Genomic DNA, 23,606 nt, shown 5'->3' on the forward strand with positions numbered 1-23,606 from the left:
CGGACACCGTACCCCATGGCCGCCTACATCCTGCGCCGCCTGCTCCTGATGATCCCGACGATCCTCGGGATCATGCTGATCTCCTTCGTGATCGTGCAATTCGCCCCCGGCGGGCCGGTCGAGCGGGTGCTGGCCCAGCTCCAGGGCCAGAACACCGCCATGTCCCGGATCACCGGCGGCGGCGGCGACCTCGCCGGGCGCGGCACGACGCAGGGCGGGGGAGGGGAATCGAATTCCCGCTACCGCGGCGCGCAAGGGCTCGACCCGGCCTTCATCAAGCGCCTGGAGCAGCAATTCGGCTTCGACAAGCCGGCGCCCGAGCGCTTCCTGAAGATGCTGTGGGACTATGCCCGCTTCGATTTCGGCAAGAGCTACTTTCGCGACGTCTCGGTGCTCCAGCTCATCCGCGAGAAGCTGCCGGTCTCGATCAGCCTCGGCCTCTGGATGACGCTGATCTCCTACGCGATCTCGATTCCCCTCGGCATCCGCAAGGCGGTCCGCGACGGCTCGCCCTTCGACGTCTGGACCTCGGGGGTCGTCATCGTCGGCTACGCCATCCCGGGCTTCCTGTTCGCGATCCTCTTGATCGTGCTCTTCGCCGGCGGCTCGTTCTGGCAGATCTTCCCCCTGCGGGGGCTCACCAGCGAGGGCTGGTCGCACTTCCCGCTCTGGCAGAAGGTGACGGACTACCTCTGGCACATCACCCTGCCGATCATCGCCATGGCGATCGGCGCCTTCGCCACCTCGACGCTGCTCACCAAGAACTCGTTCCTCGACGAGATCCGCAAGCAATACGTGCTGACCGCGCGGATGAAGGGCCTGTCCGAGCGCCAGGTGCTCTACGGCCACGTCTTCCGCAACGCGATGCTGATCGTGGTCGCGGGCTTCCCGGGCGCCTTCATCTCGGCCTTCTTCGCCGGATCGCTGCTGATCGAGACCATCTTCAGCCTCGACGGGCTCGGCCTGCTCTCGTTCGAGTCGATCGTGAACCGCGACTACCCGGTGGTGTTCGCCAACCTCTACATCTTCTCGCTGCTGGGCCTGGTGGTGAACCTGATCTCCGACCTGACCTATAGCTGGATCGACCCGCGGATCGACTTCGAGGCGCGGGCGGCGTAGGGCGCGACATCCAAACCCTCCCCCCTCTGCGGGGGAGGGTGCCCTGCACAGCGCGGCGGGAGAGGGGAACCCGCTTCCGGAGACGTCGCGACCATCCTGACGAGCGCCATACCAGGCACCGTCGCGGCGCTGCCCCTCTCCCGGCCTGCTCCGCAGGCTACCCTCCCCGTAGAGGGGGGGAGGGTAGGAGGCGTCGGCGCCTGTTTGGAACCGCTCAGCCTTCCGCCGGCTTCGCCTCGGCCTTCGGGCCGCCCTTCGCCACGCCCACCAGGGCCGGGCGCAGGACGCGCTCGCCGATGACGTAGCCCGACTGCACCACCTGCACGACCGTGCCGGAAGTCACGTCCGGGTTGGGCACCTCGAACATCGCCTGGTGCAGGTTGGGATCGAAGCGCTGGCCCTGCGGGTCGACCCGTTTCACGCCGTGACGCTCCAGGGTCTTGAGCAGGTCGCGCTCGGTCAGCTCGATTCCGTCGACCAGCGCCTTGAGCGGGCCTTCGGCGCTCGCGCGGGCGTCGGCCGGCACGCTCTCGAGGGCGCGGCGGACGTTGTCGGCGGCGTTGAGCATGTCGCGGGCGAAGTTCGTCACCGCGTAGGTGCGGGCGTCGGCCACCTCGCGCTCGGTGCGCCGGCGCAGGTTCTCCATGTCGGCGAGGGTGCGCAGCAGCTTGTCCTTGAGGTCGAGCTTCTCGGCCTCGAGCGCGGCGATCGCGTCGGCGGTGGGCGCGGCCTCCGGCGCGGAGGCGGGAGCGCCCTCGGCAGCCTCGGGCTCGTAAGCCCGCGCGGCGTTCTCCGTGTCGTTCGGCGTCATTGTCATTCCAAAAATGGGTCTGGGAGTGACCCCGATATCAGGTGGGAGGCCGGCGAAATCAAGCTTCGCCGGCGGCCGGGGCGGCCTCGCCCGGTTCGTCCTTAAGGGCTCCCTTTTCCCCAAGGGATTCCTTGCCCGCGCCGCGGCGGCCCCGGTCGCTGCGGGGCAGGTCGGCCTCGAACACCGCCATCACCGCCCGGCGGATCGTCGCCTGGCGGTCGGGCTGGGTCACCTTGGTGCCGGTGAGGTCGGTGACGTAGAACACGTCGACCGCCCGCTCGCCGAAGGTCGCGACGTGGGCCGAGGTGATGTTGAGGTTGAGCCGGCCGAGCGCCGAGGTGAGGTCGAACAGGAGGCCGGGCCGGTCGAGGCCGGAGATCTCCAGCACCGTCTCGCGGGCCGACAGCGCGTTGTCGATCGACAGGTCGGGGGCGACCTGGAAGGTGCGCGGCCGGTCCTTCACCGGGTGCTTGTCGGCGACGAGGTCGGCGATGCGGATCTCGCCCTTCAGCGCCCGCTCGATGGCGGTGGCGATGCGGCCGGCCCGGCGCAGCTCGTCCTCGTCGCGCTCGAAGGCCCGCGACAGGGTGATGGTGTCGAGCACGAAGCCGTCGGCCGTGGTGAAGATCTGCGCGTCGACGATGTTGCCGCCGGACGCCGCGCAGGCGCCGGTGAGGATCGCGAGCAGGCGCGGATGGTCGGGAGAATAGACGCAGAGCTCGGTCACGCCCCGCGACTGGTCGGTCTCGAAGGTGGTGGCGACGGTGTTGCCGGCCTCGGTCGCCGCCCGGATGAAGCGGGCGTTCTTGAGCTGGCGTCCGGCATCGACCTTGAGCCAGTAATGCGGGTAATGCCGGGCGGCGTAGGCGTCGAACTCCTCGGCGCTCCAGTCGGTCAGCTGCTCGCGCAGGCGCATCTGGATCAGCCGCACCCGGTCGGTGCGCGGGATCTCCGAGCGGCCGCCCGACAGGACCATCTCGGTCTCGTAGTAGAGGGTGCGCAGCAGCGTCGCCTTCCAGGCGGTCCAGGTCCCGGGGCCGACCGCCTTGATGTCGGCGATGGTGAGCACGAGGAGCAGCTTCAGCCGCTCCAGGGTCTGCACCACGCCGGCGAAGGTCTCGATGGTCTTCGGGTCCGAGAGGTCGCGGCTCTGGGCCGTCATCGACATCAGGAGGTGATGCTCGATGAGCCAGGCGACGGTGCTGGTCTCGGCGGCGTCCAGCCCGAAGCGCGGCCCGAGCTTGCGGGCGACGGCCGCACCGGCGATCGAGTGGTCCTCCTTCCGGCCCTTGGCGATGTCGTGCAGGAACATCGCCACGTAGAGGGCGCGGCGGTTCTGGATCGTGCCGACGATGCGGTGGGCCAGCGGATGCTCGTCCTCCAGTTCCCCGGCCTCGATCTTGCCCAGCACACCGAGCGAGCGGATCAGGTGCTCGTCCACCGTGAAGTGGTGGTACATGTTGAACTGCATCATCGCGACGATGCGGCCGAAATCCGGCACGAAGCGCCCGAGCACCCCGGTCTCGTTCATGTGCCGCAAGACCGTCTCGGGGGCGTTCTGCGAGGTCAGGAGCTCGATGAACAGGCGGTTGGCCTCCGGATCGACCCGCACCATCGGGCCGATGAGGCTCAGGGACCGGGTGGCGAGCCGGCTGGCATCGGGATGGATCGCGAGGTCGTGCCGGTCGGAGAGCCAGAACAGCCGGATCAGGTTGACCGGGTCACGCTCGAAGGCGGCGTCGTCGCGCATGTCGAGCCGGCCGGTATGGATGCGGAAATCGTCCGCCTCGAGGTCGGGCGCGCGGAAATGCTGCTTGAAGCGGCGCAGCCAGCGGTCGAGCACCGGCGGGCGCTTGGCGTGGCGCGCCTCCATCTCGGCGCAGACGATGGCGGTGAGGTCGCCGACATCCTTGGCGATCAGGAAGTACGACTTCATGAACCGCTCGACCGCCGCGAGGCCGCCGCGGGCACCGTAATCCAGCCGCTCGGCGATGCGCGGCTGCAGCCCGAAGGACAGCCGCTCCTCCGAGCGCCCGGTGACGAAGTGCATGTGGCAGCGCACCCGCCACAGGAACTCGTCGCAGCGCTGAAAAAGCCGGAACTCGTCGGGCGTGAACAGGCCAGCCTCGACCAGGTCCTCGGCCTCCTTCACCCGGAACGTGTACTTGGCGATCCAGAACAGGGTGTTGAGGTCGCGCAAGCCCCCCTTGCCGTCCTTGACGTTGGGCTCGACGAGGTAGCGCGAGGCGCCGCTCTTCTGCACCCGGGCGTCGCGCTCCTTGAGCTTGGCCTCGACGAACTCGGCCGCCGTGCCCTGCACCACCTCGCGGTCGAAGCGGGTCTCCAGTTCAGCGAACAGCGCCCGGTCGCCGAACAGGAAGCGCGATTCGAGGAGTGCGGTGCGGATCGTCATGTCGGCGCGACCCTCGCGCAGGCAATCGGCGACCGAGCGGGTGGCGTGGCCGACCTTCAGCTTGAGGTCCCACAGCACGTAGAGCATCGCCTCGACGACGCTCTCGCTCCAGGCGGTCTGCTTGTAGGGCAGGAGGAACAGGAGATCGATGTCGGAGCCCGGCGCCAGCAGGCCGCGTCCGTAGCCGCCGGTCGCCACCACGGCGATCTGCTCCGCCGCAGTCGGGTTGTCGGCCCGGTACAGCCGCTTGACCACCGCGTCGTAGATCGCCCGGATCACCGCATCCATCTGGCCGCAGATCAACCCGGCGCAGGCATGGCCGTCGCGCTCGGCCAGGAGCCGCCGCTCGGCCTCGGCGCGGCCCGCCTCGATGATCCGGCGCAGTTCCGGCACCAGCCGCTCGCGCAGACGCGTCGGGTCGCTCAGGGACTGGTCGATGCCGGCGAGCAGGTGCTTGAGGGCGGCGTCGGTGTCGGACGGGTCGATGGCGGGATCGGACATGGCAGCCGGGGTCGGGCCTGGGGCGTGAGGGAAAGCGCGCGGCCGGGGCCCGTCGCGTCACCTCCTGTTTCGCATCACGGCAGGCGGAAAGCCAACGCTTCCGCGCGGCGCACAGGCTCCCACAGGCCGATCCGTTCGATACAAAGGCTAATCCGCTTCATCGTCCGTATCGTTTGACACTCCGAACGGCGCGCCCTAGCTATGACGCCGGTCCGCCCGCACCCGGAAAGCCGGCGGCCAGTCAGGGAGAGACGATGCGCATCCATCGCCGCGCGCTCATCGGCGCCGCCCTCGGGGCCGTCGGCCTCGCCGCCGCCGGAACGTCGGCCCTCGCGCAGGCCGCCAAGGAGGTGCGCCTCGACTGGGCGACCTACAACCCCGTCAGCCTCGTCCTCAAGGACAAGGGCCTGCTGGAGAAGGCGCTGGCGCCTCAGGGGATCACGGTGCGCTGGGTCCAGTCGCTGGGCTCGAACAAGGCCCTCGAATTCCTCAATGCCGGCTCGATCGATTTCGGCTCGACCGCCGGTGCGGCGGCCCTGCTGGCGCGGATCAACGGCAACCCGATCAAGGCGGTCTACGCCTTCTCGCGGCCGGAATGGACCGCTCTGGTGACCCGGCCGAATACCGGCATCGCCGCCGTCAAGGACCTGAAGGGCCGCCGCGTCGCGGTTACCCGCGGCACCGACCCGCACATCTTCCTGATCCGGGCCCTGCGGGGTGCCGGCCTCTCCGAGCGCGACGTGAAGCTGGTGCTGCTCCAGCATCCGGACGGGCGCACGGCGCTCGACCGCGGCGACGTCGATGCCTGGGCGGGCCTCGACCCGATCATGGCGGCGGCCGAGATCGAGAACGGCGACGTGCTGTTCCACCGCGACCCCGCAGCCAATACCTGGGGCGTGCTCAACGTCCGCGAGGATTTCGCCAAGCAGAACCCGGACCTGACCCGCACGGTGCTGACGGCCTACGAGGAGGCGCGACAAGCTGCCCTTTCCGACCCGCAGGAGCTGAAGCGCATTCTGGTTACGGCGACGAAGCTGCCGGAGCCGGTGGTGGCGCGCCAGCTCGAGCGCACCGACCTGTCGCAGCCGGTCATCGGCAAGGTCCAGGCCGAGACGATCCTCGATGCCGGGACAGCGCTGCTCGATGCCGGGGTGATCCCGGCCGGCACCGATGTCGGCGCCGCGGTCGAGGCCTTGATCGAGCCGCGCTTCGGGCCGGCTGCTCGTTGAGGCCGATGGAGGCTGCCCCGCTCCCCCTCGCGCCCGCGGCCGTGACGGCGCGGACGTTCCGCCTGCCCGGCGGGCGGGCCCTCGTCGGTCTCGTCCTGCCGCTGGGACTGGCCCTCGCCTGGGAGGCGGCCGTGCGGGCAGGGCTGGCGCAGGGGCGGCTGGTGCCGCCGCCGAGCCGGGTCCTCGCTACCCTGTGGGGACTCGCGGCGAGCGGCGAATTATGGACCCACGTGCTCGCCAGCCTGACCCGGGTCGCGGCGGGGTTCGGCTTCGGGGCGCTGGCCGGAATCCTGGTCGGGGCGGTCACCGGCACCCTGCCGCTCGCCCGGCGCCTCGTCGATCCGAGCCTGCAGGCCCTGCGGGCGATCCCGTCGATCGCCTGGGTGCCGCTGTTCATCCTGTGGTTCGGCATCTTCGAGGCCTCGAAGATCACGCTGATCGCGGTCGGCGTGTTCTTCCCGGTCTATCTCGGGGTAGCGGGCGCCATCGCGGGCGTCGACCGCAAGCTGATCGAGGTCGGGCGCGTCTTCCGGCTCTCCCGTCTCGACCTCGCCCGCCGCATCCTGCTGCCGGCGGTGCTGCCCGCGACCCTGGTGGCCCTGCGCACGGGCCTCGGCCTCGGCTTCATGTTCGTGGCGGCGGCCGAATTGCTCGGCGCCTCGGAAGGCCTCGGCTACCTCCTCCTCGACGGTCAGCAGCTCGGCAAGCCGGACCAGATCGTCGCGGCGATCCTGGCCTTCGCCGCACTCGGCAAGCTCTGCGACGCGGTGCTCGTGGGGCTGACGCAGCCGCTCGCCCGCTGGCAGGACACCGCGCGGGACACGCTCTGACATGCTGATTCTGGACCGGCTGTCGAAGACCTACGCCGACGGCACGCGGGCGCTGGCCGACCTGTCGCTCACGGTGCGGGCCGGGGAGATCGTGGCGCTGATCGGCGGCTCGGGCTGCGGCAAGACCACGTTGCTGCGCCTGATCGCCGGGCTCGACCGGGCGAGCGCCGGCAATATCAGCCTCGACGGCGAGGCGATCGCGGCGCCGCATCCGGGGGTCGGCATCGTGTTCCAGGAGCCGCGGCTTCTGCCCTGGCTCAACGTCGCCGACAACGTGGCTTTCGGCCTCGCCGACCTGCCGCGCCCTGAGCGCCGGGCCCGGGTGGCGCACGCGCTGGAGCGCGTCGGCCTCGCCGAGCATGCCGGGCGCTGGCCGCGCGACCTGTCGGGCGGCCAGCAGCAGCGGGTGGCGATCGCCCGCGCCTTCGTCGCCGCGCCGAAGGTGCTGCTCCTCGACGAGCCGTTCTCGGCCCTCGATGCCCTGACCCGGGCCGGCCTGCACCGCCACCTCCTCAGCCTGTGGGAGGAGAGCCGGCCGACCGTGCTCCTCGTCACCCACGACGTCGCCGAGGCGGTGGCGCTCGCCGACCGGGCCGTGGTGCTGCGCCCGAAGCCCGGCCGGATCGACGACACGATCGCGCTCCCCTTGAGCCGCCCGCGCCTTTCCTCGGCGCCGGGCAGCGAGGCCGCCGCCCGCACCATCCTGGCGAGCCTCGACCGCTCGCTGCGCCCGGAAGGCGAGCCCCACCGGGCGAAGCCCGACGCCTCAGCCCTGTGGTGGTGAGACCTTCGCCGTGAGCGCTGGCCGGTGACCGGGACGGGATGCTAAGCCGTGCGCCCATAAATGGGAGGACACCCGATGGACGCCACCGAACTGCGCTCGCTCCAGGCTCCGATCAAGGACCGCTACCGCTCCGACCCGGAGACGGCCGTCATCACCCTGAAGGCGCAAGGCTCGCTCGACGACGGCGGCATCGCTTGCAAGGTCGAGACCGGCCGGGCGCTGGCGGTGGCCGGCTTGCATCCGGCGAGCGGCGGCTCGGGCGCAGAACTATGCTCCGGCGACATGCTGCTCGAGGCCCTCGTCGCCTGCGCCGGCGTGACCCTGAAGGCGGTGGCGACCGCCCTGGAGATTCCTTTGCGCAAGGGCCTCGTGAAGGCCGAGGGCGACCTCGACTTCCGCGGCACGCTCGGCGTCGACAAGGGCGCGCCGGTCGGCTTCCGGTCGATCCGGCTGAGCTTCGAGGTCGATACGGACGCGCCGCAGGAGAAGCTGGATCAGCTCTTGAAGCTCACCGAGCGGTATTGCGTGGTGTTCCAGACGATCAACCAGAAGCCGCAGCTGGATGTGGTGATGACGCGGGGGTGAGGGGCGTCGGCTGGCCGCAAGAGCCTTGTCCCGAGCATTGGACGGGCATCCGCGCAGGATGACCGTCCATCAGACGAAGCACACTTCCTGAGTCGTCGCAGCGACCGCCCCTGACGACGGGAATGATGTTTGAGCGTCTGAAGATCGAACGAGCGTGCACGCAAAAAGTGTCGCAGTGGATCAGGATCGCAAGAAGCTGATCTCCAACGAGCAGGCCAAACTGAGGGCTACCTACGTCAACGGAATCGCCATCGCGACATTCGCGCTCGGCTGCCTTGCCGCGCTGATCGCCGCGGGCGGCACCATCCACGACTTCGACCCAGGGTTGGCGACCGGGATCCTACGCTTCCGGATCGACGCCTCCGGCGCCTCGCTCGTGATCTCCGTCGTTTGCTTCTTCCACCAGCGGGTTCCCACATTGGACCGCCAGACGCATGCTCCGGAGCCTCCAATGACGAGCTACCTGCCCCTGCTCGCCCTTCTCGTGGTTCCCGTCGGCGCCCTGACCCTCGCCGTCTGGGCCTTCTGGCTCACGAAGCGCGCTCACTGAGCCGTCTCGCCCTCACTCCCCCCGCGCCAGGAACTGCCGGAACCGCTCCGACCGCGGCGCGGAAAACACCTGCTCGGATGGCCCGTCCTCCAGGATCCGGCCCTCGTGCAGGAAGACCACCCGGTGCGCGACGTCGCGGGCGAAGGCCATCTCGTGGGTGACCACCAGCATGGTGCGGCCTTCCTCCGCCAGCGCCCGCATCACCCGCAGCACCTCGGCGACGCGCTCGGGATCGAGGGCGGAGGTCGGCTCGTCGAAGAGCAGGACCCGCGGGTGCATGGCGAGGGCCCGGGCGATGGCGGCGCGCTGCTGCTGGCCGCCGGAGAGGTGGGCCGGGTAGTGGTCGCGCTTGTCGGCGATGCCGACCTTGGCGAGCAGCCCCTCGGCCTCGACGACGCACTCAGCCTTCTTGCGCCTCTGCACGTGGACCGGTGCCTCGATCACGTTCTCCAGCACCGTGCGGTGCGACCAGAGATTGAAGCTCTGGAACACCATGCCGACCCGGGCGCGGATGCGGTCGACCTGGGCGCGGTCGGCCGGCACCCGGCCTCCGCGGCGCGCGCGCCAGGCCACCGCCTCGTCGCCGATCACGACCTCGCCGGCTTCCGGCACCTCCAGGAGGTTGATGCAGCGTAGGAGCGTCGACTTGCCGGAGCCGGACGAGCCGAGGATCGCCACCACCTCGCCCTCGCGCGCCGAGAGCGAGACGCCGCGCAGAACCTCGTTGCGACCGAAATGCTTGTGCAGGTCGCGGACCGCGACGGCCTCGGGGCGGGTGGGCGAGGGGGCCAGCATGGCGCGAATCCGGTCTCAGGCGGGACGGGCCACCGGGCGCGGGCGCAGGTCCGGCGACAGCCAGGCCTCGGCGAGCCGCAGGGCGCCGATGATCACGAAGGTGAGGGCGAGGTAGAACGCGCCGGCGCAGACGAAGACCTCCAGCGCCCGGAAGCTCTGGGCGATCAGCTTCTGGGCGATGCCGGTGATCTCCATGAGGGTGATGGTGGAAGCGAGCGAGGTCGCCTTGACCACCGAGATCACCTCGTTGCCGTAGGCCGGCAGAGCCTGGCGAGTGGCGAGCGGCAAGGTGACGCGGCGAAACAAGAGGACCCGCGGCATGCCGCAGGCGCGCCCCGCCACCAGCGCCCCGTTTGGCACAGAGAGGACCGCGCCGCGAAAGATCTCCGCCGTGTAGGCCCCGGTATTGAGGGCGAGCGCCAGGAGCGCGCACCAATACGGCTCGCGGAAGACGGTCCACAGGCCCCAGGCCTGCAGGGTCGGCCGGAACTGGCCGAGGCCGTAATAGATCAGGAAAATCTGCACCAGGAGCGGCGTGCCGCGGAACACGAAGATGTAGAGACGGGCGAGCCAGTCCGCCGGCGCGACGCCCGAGAGCCGGCCCCAGGCGGCGAGCGCCGCCAGCACGCCGCCGAGGGCGACCGAGCCGGCGGTGAGGCTCAAGGTGAGCGGCACGCCGCCGAGCAGCGACCGGACGGTGGCTTCGAGGAACGCGACATCGATCATCGGGCGCCCCGGCGGGCATGGGCCTCGGCCTTGGAGAACCCCCAGGTCGAGAGCGAGGTGATGGCCAGGTAGAGGGCACCGGCCGCGAGGTAGAAGGTGAAGGGCTGGCGGGTCGAGCCGGCGCCGACCTGGGCCTGGCGCAGCAATTCGACGAGGCCGGTGACCGAGACGAGGGCCGAATCCTTGAGCAGGATCTGCCAGACATTGCCGAGGCCGGGCAGGGCGTCGCGGGCGACGAGCGGCGCCACGACCCGGCGCAGGATCAGCCCGCGATGCATGCCGACGGCGCGCGCGGCCTCGATCTGCCCGCGGTCGAGGGCGAGGTAGGCGCCACGGAACACCTCGGCCTGGTAGGCGCCCGAGATGATCCCGAGCGCCGCGACGCCGACCCCGAAGGCCGGCACCCCGACAAAGCCGGTGACGCCGAACAGCCCCGCGAACTGCCCGAGCGCCGCGCTGCCGCCGAAATACAGGAGGTAGATCACGAGCAGGTCCGGCACGCCGCGCAGGAGCGTGGTGTAGCCGTCGGCCGCGAGCCGCAGGGGCAGGAGGCCCGAGAGCTTGGCGCTTGCGGCGAGGCCGCCGAGCACGGCCCCGAGAAGAAAGCCGCACAGGGCCAGCGCCAGCGTGGTGCCGGCGGCCAGCAGCAGCGCGCCGCCCCAGCCGCCGGGCCCGAAACCGAGAAGGGTGAAGGCGCTCACGCGGATCCGGTCCCCGTTCGGTCGTTCGCCGTCAGCCCTGCGGGGTCATGTCGGCCTTGAACCACTTGAGCGAGAGCTTCTTCAGGGTGCCGTCGGCGATCACCGCGTCGATGCCCTCGTCGAGCCGTGCCTTCAGCTTCGCCTCGCCCTTGCGCAGGCCCATCGCCACGCCGCGACCGAGGATGCCGCCGCGGAAGCGGGGCCCGGCCAGCATCACCGTGTCGGCGAATTCCGGCTTCTCGGCCGTCGCCCGCAAGGGGGCGTCGTTGGCGAAGATCGCGTCGATGCGACCGGCGGCGAGGTCGAGGTCGTGCTGCTCGGTGGTCTTGTACTCGCGCACCTCGACGGTGCCCTTCAGGTACTTGTCCATGAAGGCGGCGTGGATGGTCGAGACCTGGACGCCGACGGTCTTGCCCTTGAGGAGCGGCTTGATCGTGTCGAGCGCCTTCTGCGCCTCGGCCTCGTCCATCAGGCTGAACTTCTGGCCGCTCAAGGGAAGCTTCGCCAGCGGGCCGTTGCGGTCGACCGCGAAGCCCGAGGAATCACCGCTATAGGGCTTGGTGAAGTCCACCACCTTGAGGCGCGCATCGGTGATGGTCATGCCCGACATGATCGCGTCGAACTTCTTGGCGTTGAGGCCCGGCACCACGCCGTCCCAGTCCTGGGCGACGAACTCGCATTTCAGCTTGGCGCGGGCGCAGATCTCGCGGCCGAGCTCGATCTCGTAGCCGTCGAGCGTGCCGTCGGGCTTGGTGAAGTTGTAGGGCGCGTAGGCGCCCTCGGTGGCGATCCTCACCGTCGCCGGCACGACGTCGTCGGCCCGGGCCATCCCGGCGGAGCCGAGCGCGAGGGACAGGACGAGGGCGAGAGCAGACCTGATTCTCATTGTGGCGTCGTTCCCGGACCTTCGAGGCGTTCCACGCTCAGCTAACCCGCAAGGCGTGCCCCGACGCAAGCGCCTGCATGCCAAGATCGCGCATGGCGGGATGATGCGAACGGCGTGCCAACGACGGTTTGCACTCACGGCGAAGCGCTGCTATGGCGCCCGAGCGGGCGATGGTGCCCGGCGCGGGCGAGGCGACCGCCGGGAGTTGAGCGATGGCCCCGAGGGCAGAGGCGCGACGACGGATCGGCTGACCGGTCCGCCCCTAGATTCTACGCCCGCCCAGAGTGTGCCCGTGACCACGCTTCCCCTCGTCATCCGGCCCGAGACCTCGCGCGACAACGACGCCATCGAGCGCCTGCACGAGCGCGCCTTCGGCCCCGGCCGCTACGCCCGCACCGCCTTCCGCCTGCGCGAGGGCGTTCCGCACCTGTCCGACCTCTCGTTCACGGCGCTGGTCGGCACGCTGCTCGTCGGCTCGGTGCGGGTCTCGCCGGCCCGGGCGGGCGCGAGCCCGCTCCTGGTGCTCGGGCCGCTCACGGTCGATCCGGCCTTCGGCAGCCGCGGCATCGGCGGCGCCCTGATGCGCGCCTCCCTCGACGCCGCCCGGGCCGGCGGCCACGGCCTCGTCATCCTGGTCGGCGACGCGCCGTACTACGCCCGCTTCGGCTTCCGCGTGCTGCCGCTGCGCAAGCTCATCCTGCCGGGCCCGGTCGATCCGGGTCGGTTCCTGGCGCTGGAACTGCGCGAGGGCGCCTTGGCGGAGGTGGGGGGGAGCGTCGTCGGCGGAACGCGCTGAGGCGCCGGCGCCTCATTCGGCCTCGAGCGGGATCGTGCCGCCCTTGCGCGCGACGTGCCTTGCATCGTCCGCCGACAGGGCGCCGGCGAAGATGTCCAGGCGGTTCCAGGCCGGGAACGGCTGGTGCCCGGCTTGGTCGGGCAGGTGCGGCGAGAGCCTCGCGCCGCTGCTCCGGTGGATGTAGCGGCCGCAATTCACGAGGCCGGGATCGCTGCAAGGTAAGGGAGAGAAATCGGGGTGAGGCTACGGTCCTGAGCCTGTCTCTAACCGTTCTGCTGCCAGCACGACGGCCGCCGCTCTACACTGAAGCGTGTCACCCTCACACTTGACCCCTCTCCCACGCGGGAGAGGGGAATTGCGCTCTATTCTCGAGCCTCAGTCCTTCATCACCTGGCCGTCCGGCCCGATCTTCACTTCCTGCGACTTGTCGGCGAGCGCCACCTTGATCTCGTAGGCGACGGCCGAGCCCTCGCGCTCGACCTCGGCCTCGTAGGCCTTGCCGCCGCCGGCCTGCTTCTCGGCGATCGCGAGGGCGTCCTTCAGCGAGACCTTGGCGTTGTTGAAGTCGGCAACCTTCAGGCGGGTGAAGTAGCGCTCGATCGGCTGGTTCTCGCTCTTGTAGAGCGCGCCGGTCTCGGCGTTGATGCCGTGCTCGACCAGCTTGCCGTCCGGGTAGACGACCTTGATCGCCCAATGGGTCGGGTTCTTGCCGTCGGCTTCCTCGAAATCGGCGTCGATGGCGCGGCCGTTGCCGTCCTTCTGCTCGGCGGTGGCGATGGCCTGGGCCAGGCTGATCTTGGCCAGCTTGGCGGCCTGGAACTCCTTCATGTCGCTCGTCGACGTCGCGGCCGGAGCCGTGGCCGGGGCGGTGCCGGGAGCGGTCGGTGCGGTCGGGGCCGTGGTCTGGGCGAAAGCGAGGCCGGTGGTGAGAGCGAGGGCACCGGCGGTGGCGAGGAAGCGCGTGAGCATCGTGGTCTCCGAGGAGGGATCGTCGAGGACACCGGAAACGCTGCTCAGCCGACTTGGTTGCCCGTTGGGCAACCTGCTTTGTGGCGAGGCAAGCCACCCGACCCGGAACACCGGTACTCCCGGCCAGTTGGTCCGGCATCGCGGCCCGCCCGTCGCGGCGGCCCTCCACCTCATCGGAGATCGTCCGTGCTGCCTCTCCGCGCCCTGCTGGCGCTCGCTCCCCTGATCCTCGCCTCCGCCGCCCTGGCGCAGAGCGGACCTGTCTTCGGCGGCCCGTTCTTCGATCCCGACGCGACCGGCTCGCTGCGCAGCGGTCGCGAGGCCCGAGACATCGTTCCCCGCACCGGCCCGCAAGCCTGCCAGCGCTGGTGCGAGACCGACTACGTCCCCTGCGATCCGCCGAACTTCAAGATCGCCGATGGCCGCTGCCGGCCCTTCGGCGGCGGCCGATACTGATTCCCTCACGCCCGCACCAGGAGCCGGACACGCCCATGACCGATTTCCCGAAGCCCCCCTTCGAGCGCCAGAAGCCGATCCCGATGCCCGGGCGCGACGCCGACATGGATCCCCGGCCCGATTACGGCGAAACCCGCTACAAGGGCTCCGGGCGCCTCGCCGACCGCAAGGCGATCATCACCGGCGGCGACAGCGGCATCGGCAAGGCGGTGGCGCTCGCCTTCGCCCGCGAGGGCGCCGACGTGCTGATCGCCTATTACGACGAGCACGACGACGCCCGCGAGACAGCCAAGCTCGTCGAATCCGCCGGCCGCAAGGCGGTGCTGGTGCCCGGCGACATCAAGGATCCGGCCCATTGCCGCGCCATCGTCGAGAAGGCGGTGGCGGCGTTCGGGCGGGTCGACGTGCTCGTCAACAACGCCGCCCACCAGGCCACCGTGCAGTCGATCGAGGAAATGAGCGACGAGGAGTGGGACGTCACGTTCCGCACCAACATCCACGCGATGTTCTACCTGACCAAGGCGGCGGTGCCGCACATGCGGCCGGGCAGCGCGATCATCAACACCACTTCGATCAACGCCGATACGCCGAGCCCGCAGCTGCTCGCCTACGCCACCACCAAGGGGGCGATCCAGAACTTCACCGGCGGCCTGGCGCAGCTGCTGGCCGAGAAGGAGATCCGGGTGAACTGCGTCGCCCCCGGCCCGGTCTGGACCCCGCTGATCCCCTCGACCATGCCCGAGGAGAAGGTGCGCCAGTTCGGCTCCCAGGTGCCGATGAAGCGCCCCGGCCAGCCGGTCGAGCTCGCGCCCGTCTACGTGATGCTGGCGAGCGAGGAGGCGAGCTACGTCTCGGGCGCCACCGTGGCGGTGACCGGCGGCAAGCCGATGATCTGACGGCCGGTCCGGCCGCGGCCTGCCCCTCGACGGCTCCGTCGCCCGCGGCGAGGCGCAGCCGGGTTCGGCCCTCACATCCCGGTCGAGCCCGGCAGCGATGCTTTCCACGACCTGCGCATTTGTCTGGGGTCCCATGAGAGGCTGACGGCTACCCATCCTGACTCGCCATCGGCCGCTCCGCGCGCCGGGCTCTCGGCGCATATCCGCGCGGGTGGTGGACGATGCCGTCCGTGTGTTCCGATACGCCGTCCTCTTGATCGATGTCACTACGAGCGTAGCGCGGGATCCCCTCTCCCCGGGAGAGGCCCCCCGCGCCTGATCTTCAAGGAATTCTTCCCTGCGCCGCTCTGGTCTGCGCGGGCAAGTTTGTCCGCATGGAGCTGATTGTCCGGGAGCGGGGGCCGGGTGTGGCACGAGAGGGAGGCTTCTCTTACGCGCCGTCGAACGATCGACCTTACCCCTCCAGCACCTCCCGCCCCGCCGACCCCGCCAGCAACCGGTCGCTCTCGTCCTTCAGCGCGACGCCGGTGAGCCGCCGGTTCAGCGCCTGGTCGATCAGCCAGTGCAGCTTGAAGGCCGCGAGGTCCGGCGCGAGCCCCGCCGCCCGCACGTTCGACAGGCAGTTGCGCTCGGCATCGGTGCGGCCCGGACGCGGATCGAAGGTGAGGTAGATCCCGAGGCTGTCGGGCGAGGACAGGCCGGGCCGCTCGCCGATCAGCACCGCGACGGCGCGGGCCTTGAGCAGCGCCCCGACCGCATCGCCCAGAGCCACCCGCGCCTGCGTCGCCACCACCACCGGCGCGAGGCGCCAGCCGGACCCGGTCAACGCCGGCTTGAGTGCCGTCAGCAGCGGCACCGCGCCTTCATGCACCGCCCGGGCGGAGAGACCGTCCGCCACCACCAGAGCGAGGTCGACCGGGTCGCGAGCGGCGGCTGCCAGCGACGCGGCGGAGGCCTCGTCGAGTCGGCGGCCGAGATCGGGCCGGCGCAGGTAGGTCGCCCGGTCCGGGGCCGCGGAGGCCGCCGGCAGGGTCTCGAAGCCCAAGGCCGCGATCCCGGTCCGCATGTCGTCCGCATCGAGAGGGGTATGGACCGCGTCGCGGGCCTGGGCATGGGCGAGGCCGAAGCGCAGCACCTCCCGGGTCGGCAGGCCGGCCCCGGCACGGCCCAGCGCGATGCGGGCCGGCGTCAGGCCGGCGAGGCGCTGCCAGGGATCGTCCCGGCTCACGCGGCGAGGCCCGGTGCTGCGGCGAGGAGCGGTGCTCCCCCGCCCGGAAGCAGGGCCCCATGGGCGTCGGTCAGCCCGATCCGGGCGAGCCATTCGGCGAATTCCGGCGCCCGCGTCAGGCCCATCACCTCGCGCAGGTAGAGTTGGTCGTGGAACGAGGTCGACTGATAGTTCAGCATCACGTCGTCGGCCCCCGGCACGCCCATGACGTAGGTCACGCCGGCGGCGCCGAGGAGCGTCAGCAGCGTGTCCATGTCGTCCTGATCGGCCTCGGCGTGGTTGGTGTAGCAGACGTCGACCCCGAGCGGCACGCCCATCAGCTTGCCGCAGAAATGGTCCTCGAGCCCAGCCCGGATGATCTCCTTGCCGTCGTAGAGGTATTCCGGGCCGATGAAGCCCACCACCGTGTTGACGAGAAGCGGCCGGAAGGCGCGCGCCACCGCGTAGGCCCGGGCCTCGAGGGTCTGCTGGTCGATGCCGTGATGGGCATCGGCCGAGAGGGCCGAGCCCTGGCCGGTCTCGAAATACATCACGTTGTCGCCGACGGTGCCGCGCTTCAACGCCAGCGCCGCCTCGTGCGCCTCCTTCAGCACCGACAGGGTAACGCCGAACGAGGCGTTGGCGGCCTGCGTCCCGGCGATCGACTGGAACACGAGGTCGACCGGCACGCCGCGGTTCATCGCCTCCAGAGTCGTGGTGACGTGGGTGAGCACGCAGCCTTGGGTCGGGATCCCGAAACCGTCGATCAGCTCGGCCAGGAGATGGAGCAGCCCGGTCAGCCCCTGCACCGAATCCGAGACCGGGTTGATGCCGATGCAGGCATCGCCGCAGCCGTAAGCCAAGCCGTCGAGGATCGAGGCGGTGATGCCGGCAGGGTCGTCGCTCGGATGGTTGGGCTGGAGCCGCACCGCCAGCGTGCCCGGCAGCCCGATGGTGTTGCGCAGCCGCGTGACCACCCGGGCCTTGCGGGCGACCAGGATCAGGTCCTGGTTGCGCATGATCTTCGAGACCGCGGCAGCGATCTCCGGCGTCACGCCGGGGGCGATCGCCGCCAGGGTCCCGGACGAGGCGGTGAGCAGGAACTCGCGGAAGTCGCCCACGGTCAGGTGGGCGATGCGCGCGAAGGCCGCCGCGTCGTGGCTGTCGAGGATCAGCCGGGTGACGTCGTCGGCCTCGTACGGGATGAGCGGCCGGGCCAGGATCTCGGTCAGCGGCACCTCGGCAAGGCACCAGCGCGCCGCCACGCATTCCTCGGCGCTCCCCGCCGCGAGGCCGGCGAGCCGGTCGCCGGAGCGGGGCGGGCTCGCCTTCGCCATCAGCTCGGCGAGGTCGGCGAAGACGAAGGTCCGGGGTCCGACGACGTGACGGTAGCTCATGCGGGGCCTCCCGGGCGTGAATCCTAGCGCAGGCCGCCCTCCGCGTCAGGGCCATCCTCCGCGGTCGAGATCGCCGCGACCGTGCGCTCCCCCGTCTCCGGCGCGCCGTCGGCCCGCTCGATGCGGATCTCCATGGCCGTAGCCGTCATCTCGCCGAACGGCGTCGAGAAGGCGATCTCGGCCGCGTCGCGCCCGACGCCGATCCGCACCAGCCCGTCGAGATTGGCCTGCCGGGTGGCGTCGAACAGCCACCAGCGGCCGTCGAGATAGGCCTCGAACACGGCGTGGAAGTCGCACGGCACCAGGCCGTAGGCGTAGCAGCTGACGAAGCGGGCCGGAATGCCGAGCGCCCGGCAGAAGGCGGCGCCGAGATGCGCGAAATCGCGGCACACTCCTGCCCGCTTCAGAAGCGTCTCGTCGGCGGTAGTCTCCTCGTCGCTGGCGCCGCGCACATAGGCGATGTGGTCATGGATCCAGTTGCAGATCCGGTTCACCCGCTCGAAGCCGGGGGCTACGTCGCCGAACTCGGCCTGCGCGAAGGGGGTGAGCCGGTCCGAGGAGACGAAGCGGCTCGGCAGCAGGTAGGGCAGGATATCGAGGGGCAGGTCCTTCACCGGGGTCTCGACGATGCCGGAGGGATCCGCCCGGAGGGGATCGAGCGTCACCTCCGCCTCATAGTCGAGGCTGAACCGGCCGGGCGGCACCGTGACCGCCACGTAGCGGTTGCCGGTCTCCGGCGCGACGTGCCGGCGCACGGGCAGATCGGGGTCGAGGCGGAACGTCTCCCGCAGGTCGTGATGCCGCGTGAGCCGGGCAGCTTCCAGGTTGAAGATGAACACCGTTTCGGCCTCGACCTCGTAGGCCAGATGGCAACCCAAAGTGTAGCGCACGGCTTGAGCCCCTTCCCGCTGACGGGATCGGGTGACGCAAGAGCCGCGCCGGATCGGCGTACGTCGCGGGCCGCGCCGGATCGGCCCGCTCTTTGCGTGACGATGGTTAGCCTGCGTTAAGGCCGCTCGTCGTTGGGCCCGGCAAGACCGGGGAGAGCAGGGAGGACACGCCGTGCACCGCTACTTCTTCGACCTCGATGCCGGAACCTGGGACGCCCGCGACACGATCGGGGTGGTGCTCACTGACGCCGGCGCCGCCCATGCCGAGGCTGTCCAGGCTTTACGCTCCTGTGCCCTCGACCCGGCCCGGACCGCCGGCGCGATCCTCGCCATGAACGTCCGCGACGAGACCGGACGGACGGTGTTCCGGGTATCGCTGACGGCGCAGTGAGGCAGCCATGATCGGGATGGCGGCGAAGACCGCTGTCCCTTTGCCCCGCGAGCGCTGCGATTGCGTTGCCCGCGCGAGCCTGCAGAGCTTGCGTATCTGCTGACATTTCATGCGATTCATGGTTGATCATTCCAAATCATCATAAAGAATGTCCCAATGTCCCTCAGGACAGCCCGGCGAGATGGGCAGATCCTTCGGGGACATCGGTAACATGTCAGCCAGCACAAGCGATGCGCGAGCGTGTCGTGCCTTGGCAGGAGCTGTCACGCATGGGCACACGCCGTGAGTTCGTGTGGCCGCCCCCGCAGAGGACGCCAACGTGGCGCAGCTGTGCCGGTGGTGGCAGGATCAGGGGCAAGATCAGGGGCATGCGGCTCCGGCTGTCCCGACGATCACCGCCGCTTTGCCGTCTGCCCGTCGGCCTGTGCCGACGAAGTGACGGCCACGGGTGCAGGATCGGCTGATCGCGTGCCTCTGCGCGCAGGCGTGAGGATCGGCCACGGCCGGCGCTACCATCGGCCGACCAACGGCAGCGACGCGCGCTTCCACAGCACGCTCGAGCGCGACGTGCCGCACGGGCGGAGTTTTACCGATCTCCCGGCCTGCCAGGCGGCGCTCGACCGTTTCCGGGCGATCGGCAACGGCGACGCCCGCACGAAGCGCTCGGCCTGGTGGTGCCAGCCAGCCGCTGGTGCTGCGCCCGGCCCTCACGGTCGGGCTTGTCGAGGTGGTGTTCATCAATCAGCGGTTGGGCCAGATCGATCTGACCCGACCCGTCGACCGGGTGCAGCCTGTCACCCATGCCTCCGAATACCTGTCACCCTTGTCCCCGGTCCGTACAGCCCATTTGGGAGAGGGGGGATCCTGCGCTTTTTCTTTCTCCTGAACAGCCTTGCACAGAGAGGGGAGGGCCGAGGCCCGCCTTCCCCGGGTCACGCTGCCCGCCGGCCCGAGACCGCCCGCGGCGCCCTGTTCCGTCCGGATCTCGACGAGCTCCGCCTCGGCGCCCGCCGCCGAGCCGCCTGTGCGTCCAATTCGCCAAGGCCTTGCGGACAAGAGCGGAAACCCGCCAGAAGTGACGACAGTCAGACTCAGGCCCTGCAAACTGGGCTGTGAGCCCTCGAAGATCGGAGAGCAGAGCATGAAGCGCGCGTCCCTGGCGGTGGTTCTCGGTGCCGCGACCGCCCTGGCGGCAAGCCTGCCGGCCGGCGCCAAGACGCTGGTCTACTGCTCCGAGGGCAGCCCGGAAAATTTCTACCCGGCGGTCAACACCACCGGCACCTCGTTCGATGCCGGCTCCCAGATCTACTCGAACATCGTCAACTTCGAGCGCGGCACCACCAACGTGGTGCCCGACCTCGCCGAGAAGTGGGACGTCTCGGAGGACGGCAAGGTCTACACTTTCTCCTTACGCAAGGGCGTGAAGTGGCACTCGAACAAGACTTTCAAGCCGACCCGTGACTTCAACGCCGACGACGTGATCTTCTCGTTCGAGCGGCAGTGGAAGGAGAACCACCCGTTCTTCCGGGTGACCAGCGCCAACCACACCTATTTCAACGATATGGGGCTGCCCAAGCTGCTCTCGTCGATCGAGAAGGTGGACGATGCCACGGTCCGCTTCACCCTGAACCAGCCCGAGGCGCCCTTCCTCGCCGACCTCGCAATGCCCTTCGCGGCGATCCAGTCGAAGGAATACGCCGACGCAATGATGAAGGCCGGCACGCCGGACAAGCTCGACCAGGAGCCGATCGGCACCGGGCCGTTCTACCTGCTGCAATATCAAAAGGACGCGATCGTCCGGTACCGCGCCTTCCCGCAATACTACGCCGGCAAGGCACCCCTCGACGACCTCGTCTTCGCCATCACGCCGGATTCCTCGGTGCGCTGGGCCAAGCTCCAGAAGGGCGAGTGCCACGTCATGCCGTACCCGAACCCGGCCGACGTGGATGCGATGCGCAAGGACCCGAACGTCCAGGTGCTGGAGCAGCCAGGCCTCAATATCGGGTACCTCGCCTACAACACCCAGAAGAAGCCGTTCGACGACGTGCGGGTGCGCAAGGCGCTGAATCAGGCGGTCAACAAGAAGGCGATCATCGACGCGGTCTACCTCTCGACCGGCGTCGCCGCCAAGAACCCGATCCCGCCGACCCTGTGGTCCTACAACGACGCGGTCAAGGACGATCCCTACGATCCGGACGCGGCCAAGACGCTGCTGGCCGAAGCGGGAATCGGCAACGGCCTGTCGATCGACCTGTGGGCGATGCCGGTGCAGCGGCCCTACAACCCCAATGCCCGCCGCATCGCCGAGCTGATGCAGGCGGATCTCGCCAAGATCGGCGTCAAGGCCGAGATCAAGTCCTACGAATGGGGCGAGTATCGCAAGCGCATCCAGGATGGCGAGCACCAGACCGCGATGTTCGGCTGGACCGGCGACAACGGCGATCCCGACAACTTCCTCCACACCCTGCTCGGCTGCGACGCGGCGCAAAAAGGCGGCGGCAACGCCGCCAAGTGGTGCGACAAGACCTACGACGACCTCGTCACCAGAGCCAAGACCATCACCGACAAGGCCGAGCGCACCAAGCTCTACGAGCAGGCGCAGGTCGTGTTCAAGGAGCAGGCGCCGTGGTTCACCATCGCGCACGCGGTGCAGCTGAAGCCGGTGCGCAAGGAGGTGGTCGACTTCAAGCTGTCGCCGTTCGGCCGCCACACCTTCTATGGCGTCAGCCTCAAGTAAAGGCGCCCGCGTGCTGCGCTTCCTCCTGACCCGTGCGTCCCTGGTGATTCCGACCTTCCTCGGGATCACCCTGGTGGCGTTCTTCCTGATCCGCCTGGTGCCCGGCGACCCGATCGAGACGATGGCGGGGGAACGGGGCATCGACCCGGCGCGGCACGCGGCGCTGCGCGCCGAGTACGGCTTCGACAAGCCCTTGCTGGTACAATACGGCATCTACCTCGAGCGCCTCGCACACGGCGATCTCGGCCGCTCGATCAGCACCAAGGAGCCGGTGATCGCCGAATTCGCCAGCCTGTTTCCGGCCACGATCGAGCTCGGTGTCTGCGCGATCCTGTTCGCGCTCCTCGTCGGATTGCCGGCCGGTATCCTGGCAGCGCTCAAGCGCAACTCGGTCTTCGACCACGGGGTGATGGGGCTGTCGCTCACCGGCTACTCGATGCCGATCTTCTGGTGGGGCCTGCTGTTGATCCTGCTGTTCTCGGTGCAGCTCGGCTGGACGCCGGTCTCGGGCCGCATCGACGTGCAGTACTTCATCGAGCCGGTGACCGGCTTCCTGCTGATCGATTCCCTGCTATCGGACGAATCCGGCGCCTTCCGGTCGGCCCTGTCGCATCTGATCCTGCCGGCGGTGGTGCTCGGCACGGTGCCGCTCGCGGTCATCGCCCGCATGACCCGCTCGGCGATGCTCGAGGTACTCGGCGAGGACTACATGCGCACCGCCCGCGCCAAGGGCCTGCCGGCCTGGCGCATCGTCGGGCTGCACGCCCTGCGCAACGCCCTGATCCCGGTCGTCACGGTGATCGGCCTCCAGGTCGGCGTGCTGTTCACCGGCGCGATCCTGACCGAAACGATCTTCTCCTGGCCGGGCATCGGCAAATGGCTGATCGAGGCGATCGGCCGGCGCGACTATCCCGTCCTCCAGGGCGGCATCCTGCTCATCGGCGCGGTGGTGATGGCGGTGAACCTCCTCGTCGACCTCGCCTACGGCCTCGTGAACCCCCGCATCCGGCACGCCCGATGAGCGCCGAACTCCGATGAGCGCCGAACTCTTGGACACCCCCGCCGCTCCCGCCGGCCCGCCACACCCGCTCGCCGAGTTCTGGACGAGCTTTCGCGCCAATACGGGCGCGGTGATCGGCCTCGGCTTGATCGTCGCTGTGCTGCTGATGGCGGTCTTCGCCGACGTCATCGCCCTACACCCGCCGAACCTCACCGACAACGCCGCCTTCCTGAAACCCCCGTTCTGGCAGGAGGGCGGCTCGCTCGCCTATCCCCTCGGCACCGACGCGATCGGCCGCGACATCCTCTCGCGCCTGATCCACGGCGCCCGGCTGTCGCTGTCGATCGGCATCGCGGTCGTGGCGGCGTCGATCCTCCTCGGCACGATGCTGGGGCTGGTCGCGGGCTTCGTCGGCGGCGCCACCGACATCGTCATCATGCGGGTGATGGACATCATCCTGACCCTGCCGTCCTTGCTCCTCGCCATCGTCATCGTGGCGATCCTCGGTCCCGGGCTGATGAACGCGATGCTGGCGGTCGCCGTGGTGGTGCTGCCGCATTACGTCCGCATCGCCCGGGCAGCGGTGATCGCCGAGAAGTCGAAGGACTACGTCACCGCCGCCCGGGTGAGCGGGGCCGGGCCCCTGCGGCTGATGCTGTCGGAGGTGCTGCCGAACTGCGCAGCGCCCTTGATCGTCCAGGCCTCGCTCGGCGTCTCGACCGCGATCCTCGACGCGGCGGCCCTCGGCTTCCTGGGCCTCGGCGCCCAGCCGCCCTCGCCGGAATGGGGCACGATGCTGGCCGATGCCCGCGAATTCGTCCTCCGGGCCTGGTGGGTGGTGACCTTCCCGGGGCTCATCATCCTGGTCACGGTGCTGGCCTTCAACCTCGTCGGGGACGGGCTTCGCGACGCCCTCGACCCCAAGCTGAAGCGGTGA

Annotated in this window: 24 protein-coding genes; 13 read left to right on the forward strand and 11 right to left on the reverse strand. The window is 69.8% G+C overall.

Features of this window, described 5'->3' with window-relative positions:
* The first annotated feature begins 15 nt into the window (after positions 1 to 15).
* Positions 16 to 1,119 carry a microcin C ABC transporter permease YejB gene (locus MFF64_RS21760; RefSeq protein WP_099905276.1) on the forward strand — a complete coding sequence of 368 codons (1,104 nt, stop codon included), beginning with the start codon at positions 16 to 18 and terminating at the stop codon, positions 1,117 to 1,119.
* A 214-nt stretch (positions 1,120 to 1,333) separates the two neighbouring features.
* Here the strand turns inward: MFF64_RS21760 and grpE are convergent, their stop codons facing one another.
* Entirely contained in the window at positions 1,334 to 1,930 is a 597-nt protein-coding gene (gene grpE, locus MFF64_RS21765) for a nucleotide exchange factor GrpE (RefSeq protein WP_099904598.1), read from the reverse strand.
* 58 nt (positions 1,931 to 1,988) lie between these two features.
* The gene (locus MFF64_RS21770) at positions 1,989 to 4,844 is read right to left on the reverse strand and encodes a [protein-PII] uridylyltransferase (RefSeq protein WP_099904600.1); all 2,856 of its coding nucleotides are present in this window, start codon (positions 4,842 to 4,844) and stop codon (positions 1,989 to 1,991) included.
* A gap of 254 nt (positions 4,845 to 5,098) precedes the next feature.
* Here MFF64_RS21770 and MFF64_RS21775 point away from each other — a divergent pair, with 254 nt between their 5' ends.
* From MFF64_RS21775 to MFF64_RS21795, 5 genes are all read left to right on the forward strand, one after another.
* Positions 5,099 to 6,073 carry an aliphatic sulfonate ABC transporter substrate-binding protein gene (locus tag MFF64_RS21775; protein WP_099904602.1) on the forward strand — a complete coding sequence of 325 codons (975 nt, stop codon included), beginning with the start codon at positions 5,099 to 5,101 and terminating at the stop codon, positions 6,071 to 6,073.
* A gap of 5 nt (positions 6,074 to 6,078) precedes the next feature.
* Entirely contained in the window at positions 6,079 to 6,903 is an 825-nt protein-coding gene (locus tag MFF64_RS21780; RefSeq protein WP_238192376.1) for an ABC transporter permease, read from the forward strand.
* Position 6,904: 1 nt separating this feature from the next.
* Positions 6,905 to 7,687 (forward strand): ABC transporter ATP-binding protein, encoded by a 783-nt coding sequence (locus tag MFF64_RS21785; protein WP_099906546.1) that lies wholly within the window; start codon positions 6,905 to 6,907, stop codon positions 7,685 to 7,687.
* Positions 7,688 to 7,762: 75 nt separating this feature from the next.
* Positions 7,763 to 8,272 carry an OsmC family protein gene (locus tag MFF64_RS21790; protein ID WP_099906544.1) on the forward strand — a complete coding sequence of 170 codons (510 nt, stop codon included), beginning with the start codon at positions 7,763 to 7,765 and terminating at the stop codon, positions 8,270 to 8,272.
* Positions 8,273 to 8,447: 175 nt separating this feature from the next.
* Complete coding sequence (locus MFF64_RS21795) at positions 8,448 to 8,822, forward strand: hypothetical protein (RefSeq protein WP_099906542.1); 375 nt, start codon at positions 8,448 to 8,450, stop codon at positions 8,820 to 8,822.
* Between the two features lie 12 nt (positions 8,823 to 8,834).
* Here the strand turns inward: MFF64_RS21795 and MFF64_RS21800 are convergent, their stop codons facing one another.
* The 4 genes from MFF64_RS21800 to MFF64_RS21815 are packed head-to-tail and all read right to left on the reverse strand — an operon-like array spanning position 8,835 to position 11,930.
* The gene (locus MFF64_RS21800) at positions 8,835 to 9,617 is read right to left on the reverse strand and encodes an ABC transporter ATP-binding protein (RefSeq protein ID WP_099906540.1); all 783 of its coding nucleotides are present in this window, start codon (positions 9,615 to 9,617) and stop codon (positions 8,835 to 8,837) included.
* A 15-nt stretch (positions 9,618 to 9,632) separates the two neighbouring features.
* Complete coding sequence (locus MFF64_RS21805) at positions 9,633 to 10,343, reverse strand: ABC transporter permease (protein WP_099906538.1); 711 nt, start codon at positions 10,341 to 10,343, stop codon at positions 9,633 to 9,635.
* Complete coding sequence (locus tag MFF64_RS21810) at positions 10,340 to 11,044, reverse strand: ABC transporter permease (RefSeq protein ID WP_099906536.1); 705 nt, start codon at positions 11,042 to 11,044, stop codon at positions 10,340 to 10,342. The genes MFF64_RS21805 and MFF64_RS21810 overlap by 4 nt, the downstream gene beginning before the upstream one ends.
* 31 nt (positions 11,045 to 11,075) lie before the next feature.
* Positions 11,076 to 11,930, reverse strand: a complete 855-nt coding sequence (locus MFF64_RS21815) for a transporter substrate-binding domain-containing protein (protein WP_099906534.1) — start codon at positions 11,928 to 11,930, stop codon at positions 11,076 to 11,078.
* A gap of 292 nt (positions 11,931 to 12,222) precedes the next feature.
* Between MFF64_RS21815 and MFF64_RS21820 the strand changes: the two genes are divergently transcribed.
* Positions 12,223 to 12,726, forward strand: a complete 504-nt coding sequence (locus MFF64_RS21820) for a GNAT family N-acetyltransferase (protein WP_099906532.1) — start codon at positions 12,223 to 12,225, stop codon at positions 12,724 to 12,726.
* Positions 12,727 to 12,738: 12 nt separating this feature from the next.
* On the opposite strand, the gene MFF64_RS21825 is transcribed toward MFF64_RS21820, so the two are convergent.
* Together MFF64_RS21825 and MFF64_RS21830 are read right to left on the reverse strand one after the other, a co-directional pair.
* Positions 12,739 to 12,924: a hypothetical protein gene (locus tag MFF64_RS21825; protein WP_099906530.1), complete on the reverse strand. Its 186-nt coding sequence runs from the start codon at positions 12,922 to 12,924 to the stop codon at positions 12,739 to 12,741.
* Positions 12,925 to 13,101: 177 nt separating this feature from the next.
* On the reverse strand, positions 13,102 to 13,695 hold the full coding sequence (locus MFF64_RS21830) for a PepSY domain-containing protein (RefSeq protein ID WP_099906528.1): 594 nt from the start codon (positions 13,693 to 13,695) through the stop codon (positions 13,102 to 13,104).
* 186 nt (positions 13,696 to 13,881) lie between these two features.
* Here MFF64_RS21830 and MFF64_RS21835 point away from each other — a divergent pair, with 186 nt between their 5' ends.
* The gene (locus MFF64_RS21835; protein WP_238192377.1) at positions 13,882 to 14,151 is read left to right on the forward strand and encodes a hypothetical protein; all 270 of its coding nucleotides are present in this window, start codon (positions 13,882 to 13,884) and stop codon (positions 14,149 to 14,151) included.
* 35 nt (positions 14,152 to 14,186) lie between these two features.
* Positions 14,187 to 15,047, forward strand: coding sequence for an SDR family oxidoreductase (locus tag MFF64_RS21840; RefSeq protein ID WP_099899046.1), 861 nt, complete (start codon positions 14,187 to 14,189; stop codon positions 15,045 to 15,047).
* Positions 15,048 to 15,501: 454 nt separating this feature from the next.
* Here the strand turns inward: MFF64_RS21840 and eutC are convergent, their stop codons facing one another.
* Genes eutC through MFF64_RS21855 form a run of 3 tightly spaced genes read right to left on the reverse strand, consistent with a single transcriptional unit; the run spans position 15,502 to position 18,541 of the window.
* Entirely contained in the window at positions 15,502 to 16,275 is a 774-nt protein-coding gene (eutC, locus tag MFF64_RS21845; protein WP_238192378.1) for an ethanolamine ammonia-lyase subunit EutC, read from the reverse strand.
* Positions 16,272 to 17,651: an ethanolamine ammonia-lyase subunit EutB gene (locus MFF64_RS21850; RefSeq protein WP_099899038.1), complete on the reverse strand. Its 1,380-nt coding sequence runs from the start codon at positions 17,649 to 17,651 to the stop codon at positions 16,272 to 16,274. Before MFF64_RS21850 ends, eutC begins: the two co-directional genes overlap by 4 nt.
* A 23-nt stretch (positions 17,652 to 17,674) precedes the next feature.
* Positions 17,675 to 18,541: a transglutaminase-like domain-containing protein gene (locus MFF64_RS21855; RefSeq protein WP_099899036.1), complete on the reverse strand. Its 867-nt coding sequence runs from the start codon at positions 18,539 to 18,541 to the stop codon at positions 17,675 to 17,677.
* A 172-nt stretch (positions 18,542 to 18,713) separates the two neighbouring features.
* On the opposite strand from MFF64_RS21855, the gene MFF64_RS21860 reads away from it, so the two are divergent.
* From MFF64_RS21860 to MFF64_RS21875, 4 genes are all read left to right on the forward strand, one after another.
* Positions 18,714 to 18,932 carry a DUF6894 family protein gene (locus MFF64_RS21860; RefSeq protein WP_099899034.1) on the forward strand — a complete coding sequence of 73 codons (219 nt, stop codon included), beginning with the start codon at positions 18,714 to 18,716 and terminating at the stop codon, positions 18,930 to 18,932.
* Positions 18,933 to 20,073: 1,141 nt separating this feature from the next.
* Positions 20,074 to 21,669: an ABC transporter substrate-binding protein gene (locus MFF64_RS21865; protein ID WP_099899032.1), complete on the forward strand. Its 1,596-nt coding sequence runs from the start codon at positions 20,074 to 20,076 to the stop codon at positions 21,667 to 21,669.
* Positions 21,670 to 21,679: 10 nt separating this feature from the next.
* Positions 21,680 to 22,690, forward strand: a complete 1,011-nt coding sequence (locus MFF64_RS21870) for an ABC transporter permease subunit (RefSeq protein WP_099899030.1) — start codon at positions 21,680 to 21,682, stop codon at positions 22,688 to 22,690.
* Between the two features lie 13 nt (positions 22,691 to 22,703).
* Entirely contained in the window at positions 22,704 to 23,606 is a 903-nt protein-coding gene (locus tag MFF64_RS21875; protein ID WP_099899028.1) for an ABC transporter permease subunit, read from the forward strand.

Origin of the sequence: Methylobacterium frigidaeris (assembly GCF_022179185.1) — a bacterium.
GTDB classification, from domain to species: Bacteria; Pseudomonadota; Alphaproteobacteria; order Rhizobiales; family Beijerinckiaceae; genus Methylobacterium; species Methylobacterium frigidaeris.

Bases quoted from the DNA above. Each gene is read 5' to 3' on its own strand.
- MFF64_RS21875 (WP_099899028.1), top strand. From the start codon at position 22,704: ATGAGCGCCGAACTCTTGGACACCCCCGCCGCTCCCGCCGGCCCGCCA.
- MFF64_RS21775 (WP_099904602.1), top strand. From the start codon at position 5,099: ATGCGCATCCATCGCCGCGCGCTCATCGGCGCCGCCCTCGGGGCCGTC.
- MFF64_RS21790 (WP_099906544.1), top strand. From the start codon at position 7,763: ATGGACGCCACCGAACTGCGCTCGCTCCAGGCTCCGATCAAGGACCGC.
- MFF64_RS21780 (WP_238192376.1), top strand. From the start codon at position 6,079: ATGGAGGCTGCCCCGCTCCCCCTCGCGCCCGCGGCCGTGACGGCGCGG.
- MFF64_RS21840 (WP_099899046.1), top strand. From the start codon at position 14,187: ATGACCGATTTCCCGAAGCCCCCCTTCGAGCGCCAGAAGCCGATCCCG.
- MFF64_RS21770 (WP_099904600.1), bottom strand. From the start codon at position 4,844: ATGTCCGATCCCGCCATCGACCCGTCCGACACCGACGCCGCCCTCAAG.
- MFF64_RS21850 (WP_099899038.1), bottom strand. From the start codon at position 17,651: ATGAGCTACCGTCACGTCGTCGGACCCCGGACCTTCGTCTTCGCCGAC.
- MFF64_RS21785 (WP_099906546.1), top strand. From the start codon at position 6,905: ATGCTGATTCTGGACCGGCTGTCGAAGACCTACGCCGACGGCACGCGG.
- MFF64_RS21865 (WP_099899032.1), top strand. From the start codon at position 20,074: ATGAAGCGCGCGTCCCTGGCGGTGGTTCTCGGTGCCGCGACCGCCCTG.
- MFF64_RS21760 (WP_099905276.1), top strand. From the start codon at position 16: ATGGCCGCCTACATCCTGCGCCGCCTGCTCCTGATGATCCCGACGATC.
- MFF64_RS21800 (WP_099906540.1), bottom strand. From the start codon at position 9,617: ATGCTGGCCCCCTCGCCCACCCGCCCCGAGGCCGTCGCGGTCCGCGAC.
- MFF64_RS21830 (WP_099906528.1), bottom strand. From the start codon at position 13,695: ATGCTCACGCGCTTCCTCGCCACCGCCGGTGCCCTCGCTCTCACCACC.
- MFF64_RS21805 (WP_099906538.1), bottom strand. From the start codon at position 10,343: ATGATCGATGTCGCGTTCCTCGAAGCCACCGTCCGGTCGCTGCTCGGC.
- grpE (WP_099904598.1), bottom strand. From the start codon at position 1,930: ATGACGCCGAACGACACGGAGAACGCCGCGCGGGCTTACGAGCCCGAG.
- MFF64_RS21815 (WP_099906534.1), bottom strand. From the start codon at position 11,930: ATGAGAATCAGGTCTGCTCTCGCCCTCGTCCTGTCCCTCGCGCTCGGC.